This window comes from Streptomyces sp. TN58, from assembly GCF_001941845.1.
GTDB lineage: Bacteria > Actinomycetota > Actinomycetes > Streptomycetales > Streptomycetaceae > Streptomyces.
In genome coordinates, this window is the sequence record NZ_CP018870.1 from 6,920,532 (window position 1) to 6,944,737 (window position 24,206).

25 protein-coding genes and 2 pseudogenes are annotated in these 24,206 nt (G+C 72.7%); 11 read left to right on the forward strand and 16 right to left on the reverse strand.

What is annotated here, in order from left to right:
• Window positions 1–32 precede the first annotated feature (32 nt).
• The 5 genes and pseudogenes from BSL84_RS31280 to BSL84_RS31300 form a co-directional block, all read right to left on the reverse strand.
• A complete protein-coding gene (locus BSL84_RS31280) occupies window positions 33–308 on the reverse strand; it encodes a hypothetical protein (RefSeq protein ID WP_199838771.1) in 276 nt (91 codons plus the stop codon).
• A complete protein-coding gene (locus tag BSL84_RS31285; RefSeq protein WP_030031300.1) occupies window positions 305–1,177 on the reverse strand; it encodes an isocitrate lyase/PEP mutase family protein in 873 nt (290 codons plus the stop codon). Before BSL84_RS31285 ends, BSL84_RS31280 begins: the two co-directional genes overlap by 4 nt.
• A 186-nt stretch (window positions 1,178–1,363) precedes the next feature.
• Window positions 1,364–2,797, reverse strand: a complete 1,434-nt coding sequence (locus BSL84_RS31290) for a carotenoid oxygenase family protein (RefSeq protein ID WP_075971729.1) — start codon at window positions 2,795–2,797, stop codon at window positions 1,364–1,366.
• 186 nt (window positions 2,798–2,983) lie between these two features.
• Window positions 2,984–3,406 (reverse strand): hypothetical protein, encoded by a 423-nt coding sequence (locus tag BSL84_RS31295; protein ID WP_045322729.1) that lies wholly within the window; start codon window positions 3,404–3,406, stop codon window positions 2,984–2,986.
• 157 nt (window positions 3,407–3,563) lie between these two features.
• A pseudogene (locus tag BSL84_RS31300) lies at window positions 3,564–4,456 on the reverse strand (oxygenase MpaB family protein).
• 191 nt (window positions 4,457–4,647) lie between these two features.
• Here BSL84_RS31300 and BSL84_RS31305 point away from each other — a divergent pair.
• Together BSL84_RS31305 and BSL84_RS31310 are read left to right on the forward strand one after the other, a co-directional pair.
• Window positions 4,648–4,998, forward strand: coding sequence for an STAS domain-containing protein (locus tag BSL84_RS31305; RefSeq protein ID WP_052680605.1), 351 nt, complete (start codon window positions 4,648–4,650; stop codon window positions 4,996–4,998).
• Window positions 4,999–5,064: 66 nt separating this feature from the next.
• Window positions 5,065–5,541: a DUF5709 domain-containing protein gene (locus BSL84_RS31310; RefSeq protein WP_324616558.1), complete on the forward strand. Its 477-nt coding sequence runs from the start codon at window positions 5,065–5,067 to the stop codon at window positions 5,539–5,541.
• Window positions 5,542–5,581: 40 nt separating this feature from the next.
• Here BSL84_RS31310 and BSL84_RS31315 read toward each other — a convergent pair whose 3' ends face one another.
• A complete protein-coding gene (locus BSL84_RS31315) occupies window positions 5,582–6,124 on the reverse strand; it encodes a SixA phosphatase family protein (protein WP_075971730.1) in 543 nt (180 codons plus the stop codon).
• 50 nt (window positions 6,125–6,174) lie between these two features.
• Between BSL84_RS31315 and BSL84_RS31320 the strand changes: the two genes are divergently transcribed.
• A complete protein-coding gene (locus BSL84_RS31320; RefSeq protein WP_030028373.1) occupies window positions 6,175–6,549 on the forward strand; it encodes a hypothetical protein in 375 nt (124 codons plus the stop codon).
• Between the two features lie 40 nt (window positions 6,550–6,589).
• Here BSL84_RS31320 and BSL84_RS31325 read toward each other — a convergent pair whose 3' ends face one another.
• Window positions 6,590–6,775, reverse strand: coding sequence for a hypothetical protein (locus tag BSL84_RS31325; RefSeq protein ID WP_051873168.1), 186 nt, complete (start codon window positions 6,773–6,775; stop codon window positions 6,590–6,592).
• 136 nt (window positions 6,776–6,911) lie between these two features.
• Between BSL84_RS31325 and BSL84_RS31330 the strand changes: the two genes are divergently transcribed.
• Both BSL84_RS31330 and BSL84_RS31335 read left to right on the forward strand, forming a co-directional pair.
• Window positions 6,912–8,141, forward strand: coding sequence for an FUSC family protein (locus BSL84_RS31330; RefSeq protein WP_075971731.1), 1,230 nt, complete (start codon window positions 6,912–6,914; stop codon window positions 8,139–8,141).
• A gap of 40 nt (window positions 8,142–8,181) precedes the next feature.
• Window positions 8,182–8,568: a VOC family protein gene (locus tag BSL84_RS31335; RefSeq protein ID WP_030028376.1), complete on the forward strand. Its 387-nt coding sequence runs from the start codon at window positions 8,182–8,184 to the stop codon at window positions 8,566–8,568.
• 52 nt (window positions 8,569–8,620) lie between these two features.
• On the opposite strand, the gene BSL84_RS36690 is transcribed toward BSL84_RS31335, so the two are convergent.
• The 7 genes and pseudogenes from BSL84_RS36690 to BSL84_RS31365 all read right to left on the reverse strand — a co-directional run bounded on the left by BSL84_RS36690 (window position 8,621) and on the right by BSL84_RS31365 (window position 14,051).
• The gene (locus BSL84_RS36690; protein ID WP_199816197.1) at window positions 8,621–8,776 is read right to left on the reverse strand and encodes a DUF6131 family protein; all 156 of its coding nucleotides are present in this window, start codon (window positions 8,774–8,776) and stop codon (window positions 8,621–8,623) included.
• A gap of 82 nt (window positions 8,777–8,858) precedes the next feature.
• Window positions 8,859–9,398 carry an AAA family ATPase gene (locus BSL84_RS37235; protein WP_030028378.1) on the reverse strand — a complete coding sequence of 180 codons (540 nt, stop codon included), beginning with the start codon at window positions 9,396–9,398 and terminating at the stop codon, window positions 8,859–8,861.
• Window positions 9,399–9,629: 231 nt separating this feature from the next.
• A pseudogene (locus BSL84_RS37240) lies at window positions 9,630–9,956 on the reverse strand (NUDIX domain-containing protein); the annotation flags it as partial.
• A gap of 204 nt (window positions 9,957–10,160) precedes the next feature.
• The gene (locus tag BSL84_RS31350) at window positions 10,161–10,694 is read right to left on the reverse strand and encodes a DUF3291 domain-containing protein (protein WP_045322734.1); all 534 of its coding nucleotides are present in this window, start codon (window positions 10,692–10,694) and stop codon (window positions 10,161–10,163) included.
• Between the two features lie 314 nt (window positions 10,695–11,008).
• Window positions 11,009–11,575 carry a dihydrofolate reductase family protein gene (locus BSL84_RS31355; protein WP_045322735.1) on the reverse strand — a complete coding sequence of 189 codons (567 nt, stop codon included), beginning with the start codon at window positions 11,573–11,575 and terminating at the stop codon, window positions 11,009–11,011.
• A gap of 152 nt (window positions 11,576–11,727) precedes the next feature.
• Window positions 11,728–12,378, reverse strand: a complete 651-nt coding sequence (gene thpR / locus BSL84_RS31360; RefSeq protein WP_075971732.1) for an RNA 2',3'-cyclic phosphodiesterase — start codon at window positions 12,376–12,378, stop codon at window positions 11,728–11,730.
• Window positions 12,379–12,443: 65 nt separating this feature from the next.
• A complete protein-coding gene (locus BSL84_RS31365) occupies window positions 12,444–14,051 on the reverse strand; it encodes an FAD-binding oxidoreductase (protein ID WP_075971733.1) in 1,608 nt (535 codons plus the stop codon).
• Window positions 14,052–14,120: 69 nt separating this feature from the next.
• Here BSL84_RS31365 and BSL84_RS31370 point away from each other — a divergent pair, with 69 nt between their 5' ends.
• Together BSL84_RS31370 and BSL84_RS31375 are read left to right on the forward strand one after the other, a co-directional pair.
• Entirely contained in the window at window positions 14,121–14,762 is a 642-nt protein-coding gene (locus tag BSL84_RS31370) for a TetR/AcrR family transcriptional regulator (protein WP_030030737.1), read from the forward strand.
• A gap of 136 nt (window positions 14,763–14,898) precedes the next feature.
• Entirely contained in the window at window positions 14,899–15,690 is a 792-nt protein-coding gene (locus BSL84_RS31375) for an N-acyl homoserine lactonase family protein (RefSeq protein WP_051873317.1), read from the forward strand.
• Window positions 15,691–15,753: 63 nt separating this feature from the next.
• On the opposite strand, the gene BSL84_RS31380 is transcribed toward BSL84_RS31375, so the two are convergent.
• Window positions 15,754–16,737, reverse strand: coding sequence for an aldo/keto reductase (locus BSL84_RS31380; protein ID WP_030030740.1), 984 nt, complete (start codon window positions 16,735–16,737; stop codon window positions 15,754–15,756).
• 101 nt (window positions 16,738–16,838) lie between these two features.
• Here BSL84_RS31380 and BSL84_RS31385 point away from each other — a divergent pair, with 101 nt between their 5' ends.
• Window positions 16,839–17,411 (forward strand): TetR family transcriptional regulator, encoded by a 573-nt coding sequence (locus BSL84_RS31385; RefSeq protein ID WP_075971734.1) that lies wholly within the window; start codon window positions 16,839–16,841, stop codon window positions 17,409–17,411.
• 1,997 nt (window positions 17,412–19,408) lie between these two features.
• On the opposite strand, the gene BSL84_RS31395 is transcribed toward BSL84_RS31385, so the two are convergent.
• Window positions 19,409–19,864 carry a hypothetical protein gene (locus tag BSL84_RS31395; protein WP_030032377.1) on the reverse strand — a complete coding sequence of 152 codons (456 nt, stop codon included), beginning with the start codon at window positions 19,862–19,864 and terminating at the stop codon, window positions 19,409–19,411.
• 330 nt (window positions 19,865–20,194) lie between these two features.
• Between BSL84_RS31395 and BSL84_RS31400 the strand changes: the two genes are divergently transcribed.
• From BSL84_RS31400 to BSL84_RS31410, 3 genes are all read left to right on the forward strand, one after another.
• The gene (locus tag BSL84_RS31400; RefSeq protein ID WP_045323400.1) at window positions 20,195–21,607 is read left to right on the forward strand and encodes a family 2B encapsulin nanocompartment shell protein; all 1,413 of its coding nucleotides are present in this window, start codon (window positions 20,195–20,197) and stop codon (window positions 21,605–21,607) included.
• A 266-nt stretch (window positions 21,608–21,873) separates the two neighbouring features.
• Window positions 21,874–23,247, forward strand: coding sequence for a family 2 encapsulin nanocompartment cargo protein terpene cyclase (locus tag BSL84_RS31405; RefSeq protein WP_075971735.1), 1,374 nt, complete (start codon window positions 21,874–21,876; stop codon window positions 23,245–23,247).
• A gap of 14 nt (window positions 23,248–23,261) precedes the next feature.
• Entirely contained in the window at window positions 23,262–24,146 is an 885-nt protein-coding gene (locus BSL84_RS31410; protein WP_075971736.1) for a geranyl diphosphate 2-C-methyltransferase, read from the forward strand.
• Window positions 24,147–24,206: the final 60 nt, after the last annotated feature.

The following is a 24,206-nucleotide window of genomic DNA, read 5'->3' on the forward strand; positions in this document are numbered from 1 at the left end:
CGTGCCGCAGGTCCGCCGTCCCGCCGGTCCCGTCAGTCGTCCTCGTCCTCGTGCTCGTTCTCGCCCCCGCCGCCGGGGCGCACCGTCTCGACGAGGGTGGCGAGCACCCCGGCGCTGCCGTCGTGGTCGCTGCCGGCCGTCCCGCTGCCGCTCTGCAGGTTGGCCGCGCGGTCGACCTCGACCACGGAGTCGGAGTGCGAGTTGTCGATGACGGTGATCAGGCTGCCGCCCGCGGCGGCCGGGCTCGCGCCGCAGCCGACGAGGGCCACCGCGAGCGCGGCCGCGGCCCTGATGCGCGCGCCCGTCACACCTGCACGCTCTCGCGTGCCACGGGCACCGGGCGGTGGCGTGAGATGTTGTTCGTCAGCAGCCTCGTGGACTCGCCGACGCCGACCTCCTCGCCGCCGTCCGCCGCCGGCAGCCGCCCGTCGGCGAGCCGCAGTTCGGCGAGGGCGGTGTCCATCGCCTTGTGCGCGGCGAAGAGGCACGGCGTGCTGTAGATGGCCACGTCGACACCCAGTTCGGTCAGCTCGCCGAGTGAGAGCCGCGGGGACTTGCCGCCGGCGATCTGGTTGAACAGCAGGGGCTTGTCGCCCACCACCTCGCGGATCCGCTTGATCCACTCCACGCTGCGCACCCCGTCGACGAGTACGACGTCCGCGTCGGTCGCCGCCAGGGCCTGCGCGCGGTGAAGGATGTCGGCCTCCTCCGTCGCGTCGGTCCGCGCGACGACGACCAGGTCCTTACGGGCCGCCAGGACCATCTCCAGCTTCTCCAGGTACTCCGCCAGCGGAAGCACCTGCTTGCCGTCGGCGTGCCCGCACCGCCGCGGGCGCTTCTGGTCCTCCAGGATGACGCCGGAGGCGCCCGTCCGCTCCAGCGCCTCCACCACGTGGCAGGCCACCTCGGCGTCCACGTAGCCGTCGTCGATGTCGACGAGCAGGTGGTGGCGCGGGAAGGCGCCGCGCAGCCGCTGGACGAAGGCCACCATGTCGGGCCAGGCGATGAACCCGATGTCCGGCAGCCCGTAGTAGGAGGCGGCGAACCCGAAGCCGGACACGAACATCCCGTCGTAGTGCGCGGCCGTCACCGAAGCCGAGTACATGTCGTACACGCCGATGAGCGGCGTGGTGCCCGGCATCGCGATCTGTTCCCGCAGCTTGTTCCCGTAAGTCATCGTCAGTCCTCCGAGGAGCGCATCGACACAGGGGCAGAGAGCCGCGCCACCAGGGCTCTTTACCTGATGTAGATCATTCCTTGGGAAAGTGCGGAAGCTCGGCTGGCCAACGCTTTACTCACCCTGATGGCCCAACCGGTTCACCACAGAAACGTCACTGGGAGGATGGGAGGACAGGAGCGGGGTTCACGACTCCGTGGGCAGCCAGCAGCCGTGCAGCCCGAGCGGCACCCGGACGGGAATGCGGGCGCGGGCCACCGGCCCCGCCGCGGGGTCCTCGCCGGGGATCACCAGGAACCAGCTCGATCCGTCCGTACGATCCGTGGCGAAGGTCAGCCAGTAGCCGTGCTCCTCGGAATCCCGCCCGGGCTCGGGGGCGAAGACCGGCTCACCGACCGACAGGTCACCCGCCTCCCAGACGCGGGAGCTTCCCGTCTCCGTGTCGTACCAGCGCACGGCGTCGTACTCGCCCGGCAGCAGGTCCACCCGCCCGGTCTCGGTGGCCAGCGCGGTGTGCCGGTGGCGCCGGCCGATGAGCCGGTCGTCCACCCGCGGGAACTCCACCCGGGCGTCGTCCAGCGGCGTACGGACCATGCGCCCGGCGACCGGGTCGACACGAGCCCGCACCAGGCCGCCGCGCACGGCCTCGCCCGACGCCCCCGCGGCGCCGCCGACGGTGAGCCTGCTCCACTGCACGTAGTCGAGGACCACGGGAGCCTCCTCACCGGGGCCGTCGTCGTAGGCGTTCACGGTGTGCCACAGCCAGAACGCCTCGTCGGACGCCCAGCGCAGCGGCCCGCCGTCGCGCGGGATCAGCGCCACGCGGGTGCCCCGCTCGGGCCGCCAGGCCAGGAACGAGCCGCCCGCCATCGCCGCGGCCAGGTCGAAGAAGGCCGGGGCGAGCACGAGGACGGCGTAGCGGGCGGTCAGGGCCATGTCGTGGATCATCATCGGCTCGTCCACCCCGTCGACCGGCGTGGGCCCACGGGTGACGGCGCCGTCCCGGCCGATGACCGACCAGGTGAGGTAGGGCGGCTCCAGGCCGTAGCAGAAGACGGTCATCTCGCCCGTGAGCGGATCGACCTTGGGATGGGCGGTGATACCGGCGGGCAGTGCCCCGTCGAAGTCCTCGCGGCCCACGGTCCCCAGGCCCGCGTCGATGCGGAACGGGCACGCCGACTCGGCGAGAGCCAGGAGCCGTCCGGCGTGCCGGACGACGTTGATGTCCGGGAGGTCGCGGAAGGTGCCCGCGAGCTCCGCACCGACCTGGTCGGCGGTCGGCATGATCATGGACTCCAGGCCGCCCCAGAGGGCGTGTCCGGCCCGCTCCTCGGCCTCCAGCGCGGGGGTGCGTACGAAGCGGTTGCGGTAGCGGGCGCGGCCTCCGCTCACCCAGACCCCGTGCAGCATGCCGTCACCGTCGATGGGGTAGAGGTACGAGCCGATCGGGGTGAAGCGCGGATTGGGGCCGTTGCGCAGGTACAGGCCGTCCAGCGAGGGCGGGAGCCGGCCCGTCACCTCCAGGTCAGCCACGTCGACCTCCTCCGAGACCGGGGTGAACGACCCCAGCAGATGGGGGACGCGGGTCGGGTCGAAACGGGGCGGCGTGGGCGTGTTCACGGAACCTCCCGGCGTAGGACCGGCGGGATCCCGGCGACCGGAAGGGGCCCCGCACGGGCGCGCTGTCGCGGCACATTCCAGTGAAACGCGGCAGCCGAACGGGTGCCAGGCAGGCCGGCCGCCGACCCTGGGCCCCTGCCGAGGGGCCCCGGGCGCGGGCCCGTCGTACGGGCCCGTACCGGCAGGTCAGGAGGGGCGGTTCGGGCCGGCGGGAGCGAACAGGTCCGCGTCGGCGCCGTCGAGGACGAAGCCGTTGTCCAGGCGGACGCGCACCGCCACCCGAGGTCCGTGCTCCCCGTGCGCGATCCACTCGGGTTCGAGAGAAGTGATCTGCTCCGCCAGCTGCTGCCTGCTCGCGGGGGGCATCTGGTGCCCGAAGTCGTCCATGAGCGCCTTGAGGCGAACGTACTCGCGCACCGCGTGGCTCTGCTCCCGCTCCCGGGGCGCGTCCACCCGCTCGACGGTGCCGGCGGTGCCCGACGCGAGGGCCAGTGAGCCGGCTGCCGTGCCCTCGCCGGCGGGGGAGTCCTCGGCCGCGACGACCGTCCCGGCCAGCCTGAGATCTGCCGCCAGCGTGACCCGCTGGCCTTCCTGGAGCCGGGGCGTCATCGATCGTTCACTTCTCCGGTCGGGTGGCGGGGTCGGGGTCCGGTCGGGTCCGGGGGGTCCGGGGCGGCTGCCCTTCCCCAGTGTCCCACCCCGGCCGGCGGCGACGATCTTGAGGCGGCGGCCCGGCGGCCCGGCAGCCGCTCAGCGGTTCAGCCGCTCAGCCGTACGGCAGCGGGCGGGGAGCCGGCGGCAGGGCCCAGCGGATCGCCCGGGTCACCGCATGCCCGCCCGCGCGGGCGGCCGGGCCTGGGATCCGCTCGGCCACGGAACCCGAACCGGCGGTGACGGCCGCCCTCGCCCACGGCGGAAGCAGGTCCACGGCCGCCGCCGCCAGCAGCGCGTACGGCATCCGGGCGGGGCCCCCGGCAGCGGCGGATCGGTCAGCAGGAAACGGGCCGTGTCCCGGGACGCGGCCGTCGCCCGCAGGCACGGCCGGAACCCCGCCATCCGCGCGGCCAGTTCGCGCATGTCCTGCGGCGGCCGGTCCGCGCCCAGCGCCCGGGCCACCCGTGCCGTGTCGGCGAGGTAGGCGTCGCAGCCCGCCGGATCCAGCGGACGCCTGCCGTACCGCTGATGGGCGCGCAGGAAGCATTCCGCCTCGGCGACGTGCACCCAGGCCAGCAGTTCCGGGTCGTCGGCCCGGTACGGTACGCCGTCGGCCGTCCGGCCGCGGATGCGCGCGTGCACCTCCCGGACGCGCGCCACCGCAGCCTCGGCGTCAGCGCTCGTACCGAAGGTGGTGACGGCCAGGAAGGTGCTGGTCCGGTGCAGGCGCCCCCAGGGATCGCCGCGGTACCCGGAGTGCGCCGCCACGGCCGCCATCGCCACAGGGTGCAGGGACTGCAGCAGCAGGGCGGCGAGGCCGCCGACGAACATCGACGCGTTCCCGTGGACCTGCCTGACCGGCCGGCCCGGGGCGAACCAGCGGGGTCCGGGAGTCGAGTGGATCCGCTCCCGGTTTCGGGCTCCGTCGGGTCCGGCGACGCGGAGGAAGACCGCCTCGCCGGCCTGCCGCCTGAGCCGCCGGACGGCCGTCGTCGGGCTCGCCATGCGCCCAGTATGCGCCCGGCGCCGCTGCGCGGTCCCATGGACGGTAGGACGGCACGACGGTCGGGCCGTCGTCCCGGCGGGCCGTCGGCCGGCCGGGCCGTCCGGTGGTCGTACCGGAAGGAGTCTGGGCCGGTCGGGACGGTTGAGAGGTACCGCGCCGGGCAGGCGCACCGTGTACGAGGAGGTACGCCATGGCTACCGAGGACGCGCCCGTACCGGAAACCGACGCCGGGGCCGGGCACCAGGACCACTACGTGGTCGAGGTGAGCGGTGACATGGACCTGGACCACGCGGCCGAACTGCGCGAGACGCTCGCCGCCGCCCTGTCGCAGGCTCCTCCGGGCGCCGAGATCATCGTCGACCTGCGGAATTCCTCCTTCTGTGATTCCACGGGCCTCAACACGCTGCTGGACGCCCAGCGGCAGGGCGCCCGGACGGGCCATGTCCTGCACCTGGCCGCCCCCAGCCACCAGCTGCTGCGTCTGCTCGAACTCACCGGTTCGAGCGGCGCCTTCCCCCTGGACGCCTCAGTGCCCGGCTGAGCGCACCGGGGGCCGGTGCGCCCCCACCCGGCGGCACACCGACCCGGAAAGATCGGAGAAACCGCGATGATGAGCGCCGACGAGACCTACGGCGACGAGGTCTACCAGCCGCAGGAGACCGACGAGCCCGCCGAGGCGCAGCCCGACCTGGAGAACACCCTCGACGAACCGGGCCTCGACGACACCCTCGACACCGCGTACGTGCCCTTCGACCGCCCCCTCGCGGTCGACGACAGGGGCACCACCGCCGCCGAGGGGCACACGGGCGAGACACTCGAACAGCGCCTGGCGCGGGAGCAGCCGGAGGTGTCGGACCAGGACGAGATCGCCGACGAGGCCGGTGACCCCATGCTGGCGGGGCCGGACCGGGCGGGCCGTCTCGCCGCGGTGGACGACTCGGCTCCGCAGCGCCACATCTCCGTACTGGCCCGCGACGTCGGGATCGACGGCGGCGCCGCCTCGGCCGAGGAGGCCGCGGTCCACGTCGTCGAGGACCTGCCGCCTGTCGAGGACCTGCCGCCCGCCGAGGACCGGGACGCCTGAGGGCCGGTCCCGCCCCCCTCCGCGGTCGGACGCCGGTCAGTCAGTGAGCCGGTGACCACATGGCGGTCAGGTGCCCGCGGCCGCGGTCCAGGACCAGGTCCTGCCAGCCGCCCGCGAGGTCCACCACCACGACACCGGAGGTGGGGAACCCGTCCCGCAGCTGCTCCAGGAGCTCCGCCGGCCCGGTCCCGCACAGAGCCGTGGCAAGCTCGTGGATACCGGAGTTGTGGCCGACCAGTGCCACGCAGCCGAGCCCCGCCCCCCGCTCCCGCACCACGGTGACCAGCGTGTTCGGCTCCGCGTTGTAGAGCCTGTCGTCGTAGACGGCGTCGGGCGGGTCGGGCAGGGCGGGGACGAGCAGCTGCCAGGTCTGCCGTGTCCGGCGCGAGGGCGAGCACAGGGCCAGGTCCGCCCTGTAGCCGTTGTCCGCCAGCCAGCGGCCCGTCCGGGGGGCGTCGGCCTTGCCGCGCTCGCCCAGGGGGCGTTCGAAGTCATTGGCGGGATCACCCTTGGGCACCGCCTTGGCGTGCCGTACCAGCAGCAGTCGGCACCCGGTCGTGTGCGGCGCTGGGTCCGAGGACATGGCGGTCTCCCTTGCGGCTGGTGCGGTCCCGGGCGGCATACGCTCCCCGGATGGAACGCGCAGACGTACTCAGGCGAGTGATCGGCATCCTCACCGAGGCCCAGGACATCCGCCGGGCAGCCGAGGCCGGCGAGGACGCGGACACCCCGGCCGAGACCTCCGGAGTGGCCACACAGCTCCTGAACGAGATGCTGCCGTCGATCAGCGTGCCCGCCGACGCGTCACCGCAGCAGGTGGCGACCCTGGTGGCGGAAGCGCTCGGGCCGGCCCTGCACACGATGGTGTCCGGCTTCAGCCTGGCTTTCACCAGCCTCGCCATCGCCCACGACAACGGACGTACGGACGTCTCCTCGATCGAGGTACTCCAGGAACTCGCCCTGGAGGTCGAGGCCGGCACCTACGACGAGGGCCCCGGGGAATCCTGACCCGGCCCGGGCGCCGGCCTGCGGCCCCGGGCCGGCGACGTCACTGCGGGTCCCGATCCGACGGGTGGGACATCTTCCGCTCCTGCCGCATCCGCAGCTCCTCCGGCGTCTTGCCGGCAACCGGCTTGCTGGCCTCGGGGTGCACCGGGTCCGGACCCGGATGCTCCTGCTGCTGCTCCTCGCGGCCTCCGACCGGCTCCTGAGGCCTGTCCTGCGTACCCTTCATGGCTGTCGCTCCCTCGCACATCCGATCGACGCGGACTTCGGACTTCCTCCACCTACCCCACCCGTCACTTCCGACACGGCCGGGCCCACCTGCCCCGGGACGCGTCATCCGCCACTGGCTGGGAAGATGCCCAGTCATGTCGGAAACGATCAGCAGCTTCGCCACCCGTGTCGTACGGCGCCGCCGCGAGCCCGTCGCCGTCCAGGCGCTCCGCTCCACGGCCGCGGCCGTGATCAGCTACGTCGTAGCGCTGCGCCTGAGCAGCGAACCGAACCCGCTGACCGCGCCGCTGACGGCGCTGCTCGTCGTCCAGGTCACGCTCTACTCCACGTTGACCACCAGCATCCGCCGGGTCAACTCGGTGGTCGTCGGGGTTCTGATCGCGATCGGGTTCAGCGCCCTCGTCGGCCTTACCTGGTGGAGCCTGGGACTGCTGATCCTCGCCTCCCTGGTGGTAGGCCATCTGGTGCGCGTGGACGAGTTCGTGCCCGAGGTCGCCATCAGCGCCATGCTCGTCCTCGGCGTCACCCAGGTGGCGGACACCGCCTGGGACCGCGTACTGGAAACCGTCATCGGCGCGGTGGTCGGACTGCTGGTCAACCTCCTCCTCGCGCCACCCCTCTGGATCGGCCCGGCGGGCGACGCGATCACCGATCTCGCCCAGCGCATGAGCCGCCTGCTCGACCATCTCGGCGAGGAGTCCCTCGGCCCGGGCAAGGTCGAGCAGGCCGCCGCACGGCTGCACGAGGCACGCCGCCTCGACAACGACATCGCGCAGGTCGACACCGCCCTACGGCAGGCCGAGGACAGCATCCGGCTCAATCCGCGGGTCAAGGAGGGCCTGCTCTTCCGACTGGTGCTGCGCACCGGGCTGGACACCCTGGAGATCTGCGCGGTGGTCCTCCGCGTGGCCTGCCGGACCCTGACCGACCTGGCCAAGGCCCGCCCCGACGGCCCGCTGTTCGAGCCCCCGACCGCCGCGGCCCTGCGCGAGGTGCTGCGGCACACCGCGATCGCCGTGGAGAGCTTCGCCCAGCTGATCACCGCCCAGGTCAGCGCCAACGCCGAAGAGGCCGAGGCGCGCCTGACCGGCGAACTGGCCGTGGCCCGCTCCCATCGCGACCGGCTCGCCGAACTGCTGCTGGCCTCCGCCCGTGAGGACCCCGAGCACTGGCAGCTGTGCGGTGCGCTGCTCGCCGAGATCGACCGGGTCCTCGACGAGCTGGGCGTGGAGAAGCGCTCGCAGCGCCTGCTGGAGGAACTGGACCAGAACGCCCGTACCCGGCACACCGGCCGGCTGCGGGCGTGGACCCGCGGCCGCCGACGCGGACGCGGCGGCACGAAGCGGCCGGAGGGAGCGGGGTGACGTACGTGCGCCGGGGCGACCCGTGCGCGAGGGTGGGGGCATGGTGCACGTACTGGGCAGCAGGATCCTGCTGCGTCCCACGGACCCGGAGCGCTCCCGCGCGTTCTACGGTGAGACCCTGGGCCTCGCCGTATACCGCGAGTTCGGAACGGGACCCGAGCGCGGCACGGTCTACTTCATGGGCGGTGGCTTCCTGGAAGTGTCCGGCCGCGCAGACGCGCCGCCCGCGCCCGGCCTACGGCTGTGGCTCCAGGTCGCCGACGTACAGGCGGCGTACGAGGAGCTGCACAGCCGCGGCGCGGAGGTACTGCGGCCTCCGCTGCGGGAGCCATGGGGACTCATCGAGATGTGGATCGCAGACCCGGACGGCGTACACATCGCCGTCGTGGAGGTCCCGGCGGACCATCCGTTGCGCTTCCGCCCCTGATCGGGTGCGCGGGGCGCGGCCGGTCCGCCGGGAGCGCCAGGAATGCCCGGCGTCAGTAGTAGTGCTTGCGGCCGCCCACGGCGTGTCCGAGCGCGCCCAGCAGCCAGAGCACCAGGCCGATGACGACGAGGATCACGCCTATCGTCCAGAGGATCGAGATCCCCGTGACGAAGCCGATGATCAGCAGGATGACGCCCAGAACGATCATGACTACCTCCTGGTTCTTGTCGAACCGGTATGCAGGGCGTCTACCACGGTTGTGGGTGCTTATGCCTGCTTCCGCCCAGTTGTCAGTCGGCCCGGGCCGGGAGCCCCGCGAGACCCGTGTCGCGCATGATCCGCCCGACCGTCTCGGCGAGGGCGCTGTCGGCTCCTACGACGGTCTCGACACCACCGGGGAGAAGGTCCCGTTCCCGGTACCAGGCCCGCAGCTCCCGGTCGGTGACCTGGGCCAGGAGCCCGGGATCGGCTTTGGAGGCGTGGCGGGCCAGCGTCTCCTCGAACGGGACGTCGAGGTAGTAGCAGCAGGAGACGCCGCGGTGGTCGCCCAGCAGGTCCAGGAGCATGTCGCCGTACCGGTCGGCGTGGAGGATGCCCTCGACCACCACGTGGTAGCCGGCGTCCAGCGCCTGGCGGGCGACCGTGTCGATCAGTGCGATGTTGGCGCCGCCGGGCACGTCACGCTCCCTCAACACGGTGCGCCTCAGGTTGTCCTGGCCGACCAGGGCCACACCGCGGCCGAACCGGTCGCGGATCCCCGCCGCCACCGAGGACTTGCCCGACGCCGAGTTGCCCCGGACGACCACCAGCCGGGTCCCCTCGCCTCCCACAGCGCGCGGAGTGCTTGCCGCGGCGCCGCGGCGGATCCCGGTGCGGCCGGGGTCCGCCTGGCCCGGATCGCCGTCCCGGTGTTCCACGGGCTCGCCCGGCCGCTGGAAGTGGACGGCTGCCGGGAGTCCGGCCCGGTAGGCGTCCAGCCCGGCCCGGCAGTACGCGACCATCGGCGCCGGCAGCGCGTCCAGCGCGTACCAGCCCATGCCGTCGCACCGGTCCGGCTCCATCACGCGGGGCCGGCCGGACCAGCGACGCACCTCGAAGAAGACGCCGAGCCGGGACGACGTGCCCATGGGGGGCCGGTGGTGCACGGTGACCGCGGCGCGTACGTCCGCCGTCGCGATGACGATCCCGGTCTCCTCGCGGGCCTCCCGGATCACGGCCGCGACGAAGTCCTCGTCCGCCTCCAGGTGGCCGGACGGCAGATGCCACATGCCGGTCGCGTACACCGGGCCGGCCCGCCGCGACAGCAGGACCTCGGGGCCGCGGCCGCCGTCACGGCGCAGCAGGAGGTGGACGTCGACCGGAAGCAGGTGCCGCTGCGGAGCCGTCATCGGCCGGCCTCCTGCCGCGCCTCCCGGAGGTGGACGCCGACGATGTGGGCGACGGGCGCGTTCGCGGCCCCGACGCGCCCGCCCTCGGGAACAGTTGGCATGTCGGCTACCCCTCCGAGTGGCTGCGGAACACGGGCCACTGTCCCAGAAACGGCCAGTGGAGTGAGGCGTTTGCCGGCGAACCCAGCCGTTCCGGCCTCCTCGTCAGCGAGCCGTGGCCCTGGCCGGGCTTCCGTCCGGGGCGAACGGGTGGCGGAAGGTGAAGGCGTACGGAGCGGCGCCGTGACCGTGCAGGTGCTCCAGCCTGGAAACCCCGTCCTGCCAGGTCGGTATCACCTCGTCGGACACCCACCAGAACACGTGGCCCGGGTGCCCCGTCCTCTCGAACCAGTCGTGACGCCTGTTCAGAGCCCCTCGGTGCAGACCGGTGTAGACGGCGTCGAAGGCCGGGCGCACGCCCGTCCAGAGCGAGAGCGTCGTGGCCAGGGCGGTGGTTTCCACCGTACGGCCCTTGCCGTACCAGGCCGGTACGCAGAACTCTCCCCATGCGCCCCAGTCCGCTCCGAAGTGTGCGCCCCGGTCACCGGCTGCCGCCTCGGCGTGGGCAAGGTATCCGGGGTGCCGGCCGATCCCGCGGTAGACGGCCTCGCCGGTGTCGTAGAACTCGCGGGTGAGCGGTCCGGGATCGGCGAGAGGTGACTTCAGGACTCCGAATGTGTACAGCGCAAGACGGGGCACGCTTCTCTCCCTGGTGTGGGGTGCCTGGTGGGGACCGGTTCGGTGGCTCTCCGGGCGGTCCCGTCGCGGGTGGCCGGCCCGAAGAAGCCCCGTGCGACCGTGCACGATCGCCGAAGACCAGGTGAAGGTAACGGCCCGTGCCGAGCCTGTCGAAGTTGCGTTTCCCCGGTTCCCGTGGCTCCCTGCGCGGGTCCGCGGCGTGCAGGGGCGGCGCCGTCTCCCCGCCGCCGCACCGCGAGCGTGCCCCGCCGCCCGGACGGTATGACGACGCCTCAACTGGCGCCGCCCGGCCGCGTGCCGGGTTCCGGATCGGTTCAGCGCCTCGTCTCGTACCTGGTCATGACCACGCCGCCGGGAAACGTCCGCGTCTCCGCCAGGGTGAGGTTCACCCAGCTGTCCAGCGCGGTGAAGAACGGCGTGCCCCCGCCGATCAGGACCGGATGGGTGGCGATCACGTACTCGTCGATCAGCCCGGCGCGCATGGCCGCCCCGGCGAGCGTCGCGCCGCCGATGCTCATCGGGCCGCCGTCCTCGGCCTTGAGACGGGTGATCTCGGCGATCGCGTCGCCGGTGACGAGGCGGGCGTTCCAGCCGACGGTGTCGATCGTCGAGGAGAACACCACCTTCGGCGTGTCCCGCCAGTTCCGCGCGAAATCGACCTCCGCCGGGGCGGCGTCGGGCCTCTGGTCACCGGTCGGCCAGTAGGAGCTCATCGTCTCCCACAGCTTGCGCCCGTACAGGGTCAGGGCGCTCGCCCGCTCCTGGTCGAGCCAGAACCGGAACAGCTCCTGGCTCGGCGGTCCGCTCCAGCCGATGTCGTCGCCGGGGGCGGCGATGTAGCCGTCCAGAGTCAGGTTCATGCCGTAGATCAGCTTCCGCATGGCCCAGCCTTCCGTTCCGTGGGCGTCCGGCGTACAGACCGGCGCGGCGCGGGAACCGTCGGTGCGCGATCCGGGACCGCCGGCGATCCTCGTGTCCGGGGCTCAGCGTGGTCCACCCACCCGGCCCGGGCAAGTCACCAGATACCGCCCCGTCACGGCGCGGCGGCCCCGTCGTCCGACACACCAGGGGCCTGTCGGCCATCGTCCCCGACCGGGCCCTCGTCGCGCCGGCGGAAGCTCCAGGCCTCGATGTCGCGGTAGTGGATCGGTCCGGGGCCGCGGCCGATGTTGCTGCCCACCAGGTGCAGGCGGGCGGCCCGCCATCGGCGGCCGGAGAACGCGGCGAGTCCGGCGGCCGCCTCCACCACGCACGCGGGATCGTTGCGGCGGGTGCGGGCCAGAGTGAGGTGGGGGCGCAGCGGGCGGTCCTCGAAGGGGACACCGCACTCCTTGGCCACGGCGCGCACCTCGGACGCGAGCAGGTGCAGGCCTTCGAGGTCGCCGTCGACGCCGCTCCACAGCACCCGCTCGTCGAAGTGGCCGCCACCGCGAAGCGCCAGCTCGACGGGGCTGCGGCCCGCCGCCAGGGCCGCCAGCGGCGGACGCAGGAGCGGGACGGTGCCGACCGGCAGCTCTCCGAGGAAGGCCAGGGTGATGTGCCAGTCCTCGATGCGGTTCCACCGCATGCCCGGGTACGCCGCATAGGCGGGCCGCAGCGCCCGGGCGAGCTCCTCCTTGGCGTCGTCGGGCGGGGCGAGCGCTATGAACACACGAACGGTCGAGGGCTGGATCTGTTCCTTCACAGGAGTCTTCGTACCGTACGCCGCCCGCCCCGGTCATCTTCCGGCCCGCCGCCGCGCGCTGCCGCTCAGTCGACGAGTACGCCCGGGTTGAGGATGCCCCGCGGGTCGAGTGCGCCCTTGGCGGCGCGCAGCGCGAGCGCGAAGGGGTCGGGGCGCTGGCGGTCGTAGCCGGGGCGGTGGTCGCGGCCGACTGCGTGGTGGTGGGTGATCGTGGCCCGGTGGCGGTGCAGGACGTCGCTCGCCACGGCCTTGAGGTCGTCCCAGAAGGCCACCTCGTCGCCGGGGCGCCCGCCGGCGAGGACCGTGAAGTACGGCGCCGCACCGTCGGGGTAGACGTGGGTGAGTCGGCAGTTGACGATCGCCGGGTGCCCGGAGGCCTTGAGGGCGGCTTCCCCGACCTCCGTGCGGACGGCTTCGATCAGGCCGGGGATCCGGTCCCAGGTGGCCGCCGTCTCGAAGGTCTCCGCGACGGCTCCCATCCGGGCCAGCCCGTCGCGGAGGTAGGGCATCCGCAGGAAGGCCGACCGCCAGGCGCTCACGGCCGCGTCGTCGTCCGCGCCGCCGGTCCCGCCCGGGCCGCCGTGTCGGCCGCCGTGGGAGCGGGCCAGGTCGACGGCCTGTCCGAGCCGGGCGGTGACCGGTCCGTCCGCTGACTCGAATCCCAGGACGAGCACGGCGGAACCGTCGTGCGAGGCACCCGACAGCGCCGCCTCTCCGGCGTCCAGCAGCCGGCAGTTGGCGGGGGACAGGTCCGACTGCGCGAGGGCGCGGACCGCCTCCAGCGCCGCGTGGAAGTCGGTGAAGGCGAGGGAGGCCGACGCCTTGTGGGCGGGGCGTTCCTGCAGCCGCACCCACGCTTCGGTGATCACCCCGAGTGCGCCTTCGGAACCGAGGAACAGCCGGTCGGGGGAGGGGCCCGCGCCGGACGCGGGCAGCCGCCAGGAAGCGCTCGTGCCGGCCGGTGTGACCACGCGCAGGGACTGGACGAAGTCGTCGATGTGCGTGCGCCCGGTGGCGTAGTGGCCGCCGGCGCGGGTGGCGAGCCAGCCGCCCAGCGTGGAGAACTCGAAGCTCTGCGGGAAGTGCCGCAGGGTCAGCCCGTGGGGCCGCAGCTGGTCCTCCAGGCCCGGGCCGAGCGTACCGGCCTGGATGCGCGCCGCCCGCCCGACGGCGTCCACCTCCAGGACGCGGTCCATGGCGGTCAGGTCCAGGGACAGCACCGCGTCGTGGGCGTCGCCGCGGTACTCGACACCGCCCGAGACCGAGGACCCGCCGCCGTACGGGACGACCGCGACCTGCCGCTCGCCGGCCCAGTCCAGCAGGTCGGCCACCTCCCGCTCGTCCGTCGGGCGGGCGACCAGGTCGGGGATGCGTCCGGGGCGTCCGCGCAGGGCCCGTACGACGTCCCGGTAGGCCTTGCCCATGGCGTGGGCGGCCCGCTCCTCGGGCGCGGTGGAGACCAGGTGCGCCAGGCCGGCGGGAGGCTGCACGGCGGGGCGCTCGATGTCCAGGTCGCGGACGCGCGGGACGGGGAGGGGGTGGGCGAGGGTGCCCGGCACCAGGGCACCCATGGCGGCGCACTCCGCGTCCCCGGGGTGGGCGTCCGACCATCCCCACCCCCACCAGGAACGGGTGCGCGTGGCAGGGGTCGGCTGCGGCCTCGTACCGGGCATGGGGGCGCTCCAGGGGTGGCGGGACGTGAACTTACCTTGCGGTAAATTACCTACTGATAATATCCGCCCATGGCAACCCCCCGCTCGAAAGCCGGTACCAAGGGAGTCCCGCAGCAGCACCGCCGGCAGCAGATCCTGGCCGCCGCCACGGAGGAGTTCGGCACCCGCGGCTACGCCGCCGCCTCCCTCCCCGCCATCGCCGAACGCGTCGGCGTCACCAAGACCCTGCTGCACCAGTACTTCGGCACCAAGGAGGACCTGCACCTCGCCTGCCTGGTCCCCGTCGGGGACCGCCTGCTGGACACCATCCGCACCGCGATGGAGCCGGACGGCGGCACCACCGCCCACACCCCGCTGCGGGTGCTCCACAGCCTCTTCACCGCCCTGGAGGGCCGCCGGGAGGCGTGGTTCGTCCTCTACGACACCTCCCTGCCGCCCGGCGGTGCGGCCGCCCGCCGGGCGGCCGAGTACTGGTCCGCCATCGACTCCCTCGCCGCCGGCGGCACCGCCGACCTGCTGCGCGCGGCCGGATCCGACGACCCGCTGGACGCCGACGCGCTCAAGTACGTCTGGCGGGACCTGGTCGCCACCCTCGTCCGCTGGTGGATCAAGCACCCCGACCAGTCCCCGGAGGCCATGACCCGGCGCTGCGCCCGCCTCTTCGCGGCGGCCGCCGCCCTCACGCCCGACCCCGCCGACCCGCGTCGCTGACGTTGACGTCTGACCTCCGGCGCGCGGCGGCCGGAGCCGGTGCGGTGCCCGGCGGACGCGTGCCGCCGCCGCACCGGGGTTAGCCTGGACGGGGGAACGCGACACCGGCCGCGCCGGCACGCGAGAGGGAGGTCCCGTGGTCGCCAGACTGCGCGTGACGACGGTGGACGCCGGGCCGTTCACCATGCCGAGGAGCGACCTCCAGTACGGGGCCGACGGCATGATCACCATCCCGTCCACGGTCGCCGTCATCGAACACGCCACCCACGGGCTGGTCCTCTTCGACACGGGCATCAACCACCGGGTGGCCGATCCCGAAGCCGCCGAAGCCCACTGGGGCCCGGGCCTGCGCGCCGCGTACGGCGCCGAGGGGTTCACCCGGGCCCACGCCGTCGACGCGCAACTGGAACGCCTCGGCTACCGCCTCGAAGACGTCCGGTACGTCGTCTACTCCCACCTGCACCTCGACCACGCCGGCGGGATGACCTACTTCCCGCACGCCGTGCACGTCGCCCAGCACGAGGAGCTGCGCCACGCGTGGTGGCCCGACCGCTGGACCGCCCGGGGCTACGCGTTCCACGACTACGCGGCCGCCCGGGACTACGACTTCCTCGAACTGCGCGGTGACGCCGACCTGTTCGAGGACGGCACGCTCACCATCGTGCGCACCGCCGGCCACACCCCCGGCCACCAGGGCGTCGTCCTGGACCTCGACCACCACGGACGGATCGCCCTCATGGGCGACGCCGCCCACCTCCAGCAGGCGCTCGACCGCGACATCCCGATGCCCAGCGACTGGAACGTCGAGGAGAAACTGCTCGCCTACGGCCGCCTGCGCAGGCTCGCCCGGGCAGGGATCCGGGTCTTCCTCTCCCACGACCCGGACCACTTCGCAGACCTCCCGCACGACGGCGCCTACTGGGACTGAGGCGCCGCGGCCGGGACCGCGGCCGGCGCAGGCGCCGGGCCGGTCGACGGGGTCGGGGGTCGGTCAGCCGTTCAGGGAGGCCATCAGCTCGGGCGCGTACCGGTCGCCGGAGGCCACACCGTGCGGGGCCACGGCGTCGATCGCGGCCAGTTCGGCCGGGGTGATCGTCACGGCGGTGGCGGCGATGTTCTCCTCCAGGTAGCGGCGGCGCTTGGTGCCCGGGATGGGCACCGCGCCCTGGTGCAGGGTCCAGGCCAGCGCGAGCTGCGAGGGTGTCACGCCCTTCGCCGCTGCGAGCCGGCGAACCTGGTCCACGACGGCCAGGTTCCGGTGGAAGTTCTCGCCCTGGAACCGCGGGTCGGTGCGGCGGAAGTCGTCCGCCGCGAAGTCGTCGGGGCTGGTGATGGCACCGGAGAGGAACCCGCGGCCGAGCGGGGAGTAGGCGACGAGCCCGATCCCCAGCTCGCGCAGTGTGGCGAGCACGCCGTCGTGCTCGATGCCGCGCTCGAAGAGGCTGTACTCGGTCTGTACCGCGGCCAGCGGGTGCACGGCGTGCGCGCGGGCGATCGTGGCGGGGGAGACCTCGCAGAGGCCGATGTGGCGGACCTTGCCGGCCTCGACCAGCTCGGCCAGGGCGCCCACGCTCTCCTCGATCGGGACGTCCGGGTCGACGCGGTGCAGGTAGTACAGGTCGATGTGGTCGGTGCCCAGGTGGCGCAGGGAGCGGTCGGCGGACCGGCGAATGTACTCGGGGGTGGCGTTGTGCCCGCGGAACGCGCCCTCGTCGGTGAACTCGACCCCGGTCTTCGTGGCCACCACGGCCGCCTCGCGGCGGCCGGACAGGGCCTTGCCGAGCAGCTGCTCGTTGCGGAAGGGGCCGTAGCCCTCGGCGGTGTCGAGAAGGGTGACTCCCAGCTCCAGGGCGCGGTCGATCGTGGCGAGGGACTCGGCCTCGTCGGTGGCGCCGTAGTGGGCGCTCATGCCCATCAGGCCAAGGCCCTCGGCCCCTACCTCCAGGCCCTGGCCGCCCAGTGCGCGCATCTCCATGGTGTGCTCCTCGAAAGAAAGTAACTAACTGGATAGGTAGAGTCTGCGACGACGTGGTGGGCGTTGTCAATAACTGGATAGTTACTTGCTACGCTGCGGGCATGGCACGGGACTCCAACGCGACCAAGGCGCGCCTGCTCGACGCGGCCTTCTCCGAGTTCGCGGCGTACGGCATCGCCGGTGCGCGCGTCGACCGCATCGCCGACGCCGCGCAGGCGAACAAGCGGCTCATCTACGTCTATTACGGCAACAAGGAGCAGCTCTTCGACGCCGTGCTCCAGCGGGCCCTGGAGACCGGCTCGGAATCGGTCCCCTTCGACGCCGACGACCTGCCCGGCTACGCGGGCGCCGTCTTCGACCACCTCGTCGAGCGGCCCGAGCTGATGCGGCTCGTGCTGTGGAAGCAACTGGAGCGCCCCGGGTCCACGGGTGCGGAGGCCGAGTCCTACGAGGGCAAGATCGAGGCCGTGCGGAGGGCGCAGGAGGCCGGCCGGGTCAACGCGGGCCTGGCGCCGGCGGACGTGCTGACGCTGGTCATCGGCCTGTCGCAGGCCTGGTTCGGCGCGGTGGGCGGCCCGCCGGCAGGAGCCGGCGCCACCGCCTGGCCGGCGGCCCGCCTGGCCGCCCACCGCGCGGCGGTGGTGGAATCCGTCCACCGCATCACGGTGCCGTAGGGGGGTGGGGGCGGGGGCGGGGCCGCTCGGGCGGGAGCTTCGAGGACGCGGGGCGGGGGCTTCGGGGGCGGGAGCCGCACGGGCGGGCGGGGAGGCGTGAGGGGGTTCCGGGACTGGAGCCGCACGGGCGGGGTGGAACGCGCCGCGGCGGCGCGGGGCGGGAGCCGCCGGGGCGTGGCGGCGAAATGGGTGGCGGTGGCTGCGGGGGAGCGGGATCCGCACGGGCGGGGCGGGCAGGTGCGAGGGGCTCCGGGGCGGGAGCCGTGCGGGCGGGGTGGCCGGACGGGAGGTGGCTTCGGGAGGGCCAGCCGCGTGCGCGGGGTGGCCAGGTACGAGGAGGCTTCGGGGTGGGCGGGATCCGCTGGGGCGGGGTCGGTGGGGTTCTGGGGGTTTCCCGGCAGTCCCATCGTCTCTCCGCGTCGGGCCGGTCCGTCAAGGGCGCTCCCTTCGGTCGCGTCACTTCGTGAGGGCCTTCGGCCCCCCTTGACTGACCGTCCCGCCACGGAAATCCGAAAGACTGCCGGGAAGCCCCCAGAGGAACGGGCCGGCCATCCAGAGACACCCAAGGCGGTCGGCGCCGCGCGCCCGGATCCAGGAGCGCCCCCAATCGCTACGCGCTCCTGCCCGACGGCGTCAGCGAGCCTCTTGGGCTGGGAATAGGCCGCCACCAATTGCTACGCGCTTCTGCCTGACGGCGTCTGCGAGTCTCTTGGGCTGGGCATAAGCCGCCATCGACGCTACGCGCTCCTGGGTCCAGACGGCGTCTGCGAGTCTCTGGGGTTGGGCATAAGCCGCCAGCGATCCCTGTGCGCTGATCCATCACGCGCCTGCGGTTCGCCCGGGGCTGGGCACAAGTCGCAGAAAGCTTTCAGCGCCCCTTCCCGGACGGCGTCCGGCCCCTGGGTGGGGTGGAAGAGCGTCGGATGACGGCTGCGCCGATGCCAATCCATGTCTGGGCGGGTGAGCGCCGCCGGGAGGCTGCAATTCACCCCAATTACCCCGTCTGTGCCGGCGGGTGGAATCTCGTCGTGGTCTTGAGGGGGGTTGAGTTCGGCTGAGCCGATGCATCACCTTCCCGCCCCTCGATTCGCCCCTGTCGGCCGCTGTCCGCTTCTCGGTCACGCGTCTGCGGTGAGTTTGGGGTTGGGTGCAAGCCGCAGAAAGCTTTCCGCGCCCCTCTTGGACGGCGTCCGGCCCCTGGATGGGGTGGAAAAGCGCCGGATGACGGCTGGAGCGATGCCAATCCATGTCTGGGTGGGTGCGCGCACCCGAGAGGCTTCTCTTCGCCCCATTTACCCCTGTCTGTGCCGACGGGTGGGATCTCGTCGTGGTCTTGATAGGGGTTGAGTTCGGCTGAGCCGAGGAATCGTCTTCCCGGCCCTGGATTTCGCCCCTCCCAGCCCCGAACGAGGGGCGGACGCGGTCGTCGAGGAGCGCGTAGCGATTGGTGGCGGCTTATGACCGACCCCAGAGGCTCGCGGACGCGTGATGGAGAAGCGCGTAGCGATCTGGGGCGGCCTATGCCCAGCCCAAGAGGCTCGCTGACGCCGTCTGGCAGGAGCGCGTAGCGATTTGACGCGCTCCTGGATCCGGGCGCGCGGCGCCGACCTCACCGAGGGATGCCTCGATGGCCGGCCCGTTCCTCTGGGGGCTTCCCGGCAGTCTTTCGGATTTCCGTGGCGGGACGGTCGGTCAAGGGGGGCCGAAGGCCCTCACGGAGTGACGCGACCGAAGGGAGCGCCCTTGACGGACCGGCCCGACGCGGAGAGACGATGGGACTGACGGGAAACCCCCAGAACGTCTCTGGCCGCCGAATTCTCGAATCCCGTTCTACCCGAAGCCTCCTCGTACCTGGCCACCCCGCCCACGCGGCTGCCGCCCCGAAGCCCCCCGCAACTGGGCGCCCCCGCCCCCGCGGCTCACCTTCCCGAAGCCCCCGCCCCGCCCCGCCCCGCCCCGCCCCGCCCCGCCCCGCCCCGCCCACGCCCCGCGTGCCGTCAGGCCGTTGGCGCCGTTGGCGGGTGTTGCGTCAGGAGGGCGGCTACCTGGCGGGCGGTTTTCTCGCCCGCGCGTTGCTTGATCAGGCCTTCCTTGGCGGCGCCGCGGACGAGGGCCGCCGTGGAGTGCGGGCCGGTGCCCGTCAGGGTGACGGTGACCAGGACCGGGTTCATGTTCCCGAAGCCACCGCCGACGAGGGCGCGTACGACGCGCACCCCCGCGGAGGCATCCGCGTCGGCCGTACGCACCGGGGTCCCCAGGCGCAGGAGGACGTCGGCCGTGCGGGCGGCGGCCTCGGCCGGCGAGGCGCCCGGCAGGGCCACCTCGACCTCGTGCACGTTCTTCTTCAGCCGCCGGGCGGCGAACTTCGCGCCGAGCCGGCCGCCGGAGCCGCCGCCGGCGGCCCCCGTCGAGCCCAGCGCTTCCGCGAGTATCAGGTCTTCGTCGTCCGTCACGGCGGTAGCGTACGCCGCCCCCGCACACGCTCGGGAACCGATCACGTGTCTGCGCAAGTTGACGGTCCGGAGGGGTGCTGGCGGAAAGTGGACGGCGCGCGTGTCCGAAACCGCCGAGGCCATGAACAAACATGGCGCGACTCAAGATCACTGGTTCGAGGTAATCCCCACCTCTTCCGATGGGTGATCGGGTTCAGGGCTGGCTACTGTGCTTCCGGATCTAGAGGGATTGCCCGGGTATTCACCCTATTTTTCTTCTTCCATCGGTGATGTGCACAGCCATGCGCTGATCACCGCCCGCACGAAGGACACCAAGGAAAGGCCTGCGCGATGACCGTGGACACCAGCCCAGAGGCCCAGCTGGAGCCGACCCAGCAGATGAGTCTGGGCACGGCGGCCGCCCGCAACCTTGCCACCACGACCAAGTCCGCCCCCCAGATGCAGGAGATCACCTCCCGGTGGCTCCTGAAGACGCTCCCCTGGGTGGAGACCAAGGGCGGCACCTACCGCGTCAACCGCCGCCTGACCTACACCGTCGGCGACGGCCGCATCGAGTTCGTCCAGGACGGGGCCACCGTCCGGGTGATCCCGCGCGAACTCGGCGAACTCGCCCTGCTGCGCGGCTTCGAGGACGAGCAGGTCCTGGCCACGCTCGCCGACCGCTGCGTCCAGCGCGACTTCCGCGCCGGTGAGGTGCTGGTCGAGCGGGGGACCCCCGCCGAGCGGATCCACCTCATCGCGCACGGCCGCGTCAACCAGACCTCCGTCGGCAAGTACGGCGACGAGATCGCCGTCGCGGTACTGGCGGACGGCGACCGGTTCGGCGAGAACGCGCTGCTGGACGCCGACGCGACCGCCGACTACACCGCCACCGCCGAGACCTCCGGCACCCTGCTCACCCTGTCCCGCGCCGACTTCGCCGCCGTCCTCGACGCGGCGCCGAACCTCCGTGAACACGTCGAGCGCTTCGGCTCGCTCCCGAACCAGCGGCAGAACAAGCACGGCGAGGCCGAGATCGCGATGTCCGCCGGGCACACCGGTGAGGCCGCGCTCCCCGGCACGTTCGTCGACTACGAACTCAAGCCGCGCGAGTACGAGCTCTCCATCGCCCAGACCGTCCTGCGCGTCCACACCCGCGTCGCCGACCTCTACAACGGACCGCACAACCAGACCGAGGAACAGCTCAGGCTCACCATCGAGGCGCTGCGCGAGCGCCAGGAGTACGAGCTGGTCAACAACCGGGAGTTCGGCCTGCTCCACAACGCCGACTTCAAGCAGCGCATCCAGACCCACTCCGGCCCGCCCACCCCGGACGACATGGACGAACTGCTCTGCCGCCGCCGCGGCACCAAGTTCTTCTTCGCGCACCCCCGGACCATCGCGGCGATCGGGCGCGAGTTCAACGCACGCGGGCTCTACCCGGACCACGTCGACCTCGGCGGCCAGCAGGTCCCGGCGTGGCGCGGGGTCCCGATCCTGCCCTGCAGCAAGATCCCGATCAGCAAGGAGAACACCAGCTCCATCCTCGCCATGCGCACGGGCGAGGACAACCAGGGCGTCATCGGCCTGCACCAGACCGGCCTGCCCGAGGAGTACGAGCCCGGCCTGTCCGTGCGTTTCATGGGCATCAGCGAGCAGGCGATCATCTCGTACCTGGTCACCACCTACTACTCCGCCGCGATCCTGGTGCCCGACGCGCTCGGTGTGATGGAGAACGTGCAGATCGGCCGTCGGCGCGACTGACGGCCGGGCCGCCATCGGCCCGATCTCCCGGATCCCGGCCCCGCACGGGCGCGGGATCCGGGCGGCGCGCCCGTGCGGCCGGGGCCGTCCCGCCGATCACGCGGGCCTCGCGGCGTACGGTGCTGCGCCGTGCCGCGCCCCGCTTCGGCTCGTGGTCGTCGCCCCCCGGCGGCGCCTTCCCCGCCCGCCCCGTCCGCCTCAGCCTTCTTCCCCTCGGCCCAACGGCCCTGCGGGGAACCCTCCTGACGTCATCCTAGGAGCCACGGATGCCCGTTCCCGGGCCTTCCCCTGCGCAGTCGAGCCTGCCTGCCGCCGCGGCGCGCTTCGGTACCCACGGTCACGGCCGCGGTGCCGACGCCGCCACCGTAGGCAGGCCCGCACTGCCGACCGGGCCGGCGCTGCCCTTCGGGCCGGCGGCCGCCCCGCCCGCCCACCTCGTCACCGGGACGCCGCCCGCGCCGGGCGGAGGACCGGGCGGCGACCTGGCGGCGGCGCCGGCACGGGGGGCCGCCGCAGCGACGCCCGCACCGAACCCCGCCCTGGAGCGCATCCGGCGCGGCCCCAGCGGCCTCGGTACGGACGGGCTGTACTTCTTCACCCCCCACCGCGCCCAGCCGGCCGCCCCGGCACCGGAGGCGCCCGAGCCCCCGCCCGCGGCGCAGGGCAGGCCGATCCCCGGCCTCTACCACCACCCGGTCCCGGAGCCCGACCCCGCCCGCGTGGCGGAGGTCAGCCGGCGGATCAAGCGCTGGGCGGTGGACGAGGTGGAGGCGTACCCGCCGGAGTGGGAGGACCAGTTCGACGGCTTCTCGGTCGGCCGGTACATGGTCGCCTGCCACCCGGACGCCCCGACCGTCGACCACCTCATGATCGCCACCAGGCTGATGGTCGCCGAGAACGTGGTCGACGACTGCTACTGCGAGGACCACGGCGGTTCCCCGGTCGGACTGGGCGGAAGGCTTCTGCTGGCGCACACCGCGCTCGACCCCGTCCACACGACGGCGGAGTACGAGCCGGCCTGGGCTGAAACGCTCCTCTCGGACGCGCCCCGCCGCTCCTACCGCTCGGCCATGGAGTACTTCACCCGGGCGGCGACCCCGTCCCAGGCCGACCGGTACCGGCACGACATGGCCCGGCTGCACCTGGGGTACCTCGCCGAGGCCGCCTGGTCCGAGACGAAGTACGTCCCGGAGGTGTCCGAGTACCTGGCGATGCGCCAGTTCAACAACTTCCGGCCCTGTCCCACCATCACCGACACGGTGGGCGGTTACGAACTCCCGGCCGAGCTGCACGCGATGCCCGCCATGCAACGGGTGATCGCGCTGGCGGGCAACGCCACCACCATCGCCAACGACCTGTACTCGTACACGAAGGAACTCGAAAGCCCCGGCCTGCACCTCAACCTGCCGGTGGTCATCGCCGAGCGGGAGGGCCTGTCCCACAAGGAGGCCTACCTCAAGGCGGTCGAGATCCACAACGAGCTCATGCACGCCTTCGAGGCCGCCGCCGCCGAACTGGCGCTCTCCTGCCCCGATCCACGCGTGGTGCGCTTCCTCCGGGGCGTGGCCGCCTGGGTCGACGGCAACCACTACTGGCACCAGACCAACACCTACCGCTACAGCCTCCCCGACTTCTGGTAAGGATGGACTTATCCGTGACTAGCACCGATCTCTCCGTTGCCGCTCCCACCTCGGCCTTCATTCCCGCCCCGGCGACGCCCTACCAGGGCGACATCGCCCGCTACTGGGACCACGAGGCCCGGCCGGTGAACCTGCGCCTCGGCGATGTCGACGGCCTCTACCACCACCACTACGGCATCGGTGACATCGACCACGCCGCCCTCGGGGACACCGAGGACAGCGCCTATGAGAAGAAGCTGATCGCCGAGCTCCACCGCCTGGAGTCGGCGCAGGCGGACGTCCTGCTGAGCCACCTCGGGGCCATCGGCCGCGACGACACGCTCGTGGACGCCGGCTGCGGCCGCGGCGGTTCGATGGTCATGGCCCACCAGCGGTTCGGATGCAAGGTCGAGGGCGTCACCCTGTCGGCCAAGCAGGCCGATTTCGCCAACCAGCGCGCCCGGGAGCTGGGCATCGAGGACTCCGTACGCGCCCGCGTCTGCAACATGCTCAACACGCCCTTCGAGACCGGGCAGGCCGCCGCCTCGTGGAACAACGAGTCGAGCATGTACGTCGACCTGCACGACCTGTTCGCCGAGCACTCCCGGGTCCTCGCGGTCGGCGGCCGCTACGTGACCATCACCGGTTGCTGGAACCCGCGTTACGGCCAGCCTTCCAAGTGGGTCTCCCAGATCAACGCGCACTTCGAGTGCAACATCCACTCCCGCCGTGAGTACATGCGTGCCATGGCGGACAACCGCCTCGTACCGCAGGCCGTCGTCGACCTGACCCCCGAGACCCTGCCCTACTGGGAGCTGCGTGCGACGTCGTCGCTGGTCACGGGCATCGAGGAGGCCTTCATCAACTCCTACAAGGACGGCTCCTTCCAGTACGTCCTGATCGCCGCCGACCGCGTCTGACACGGTGCTGAAGCGGTCGGGCCCGTACGCACGGGCCCGACCGCCGCATGTCAGGAGTCG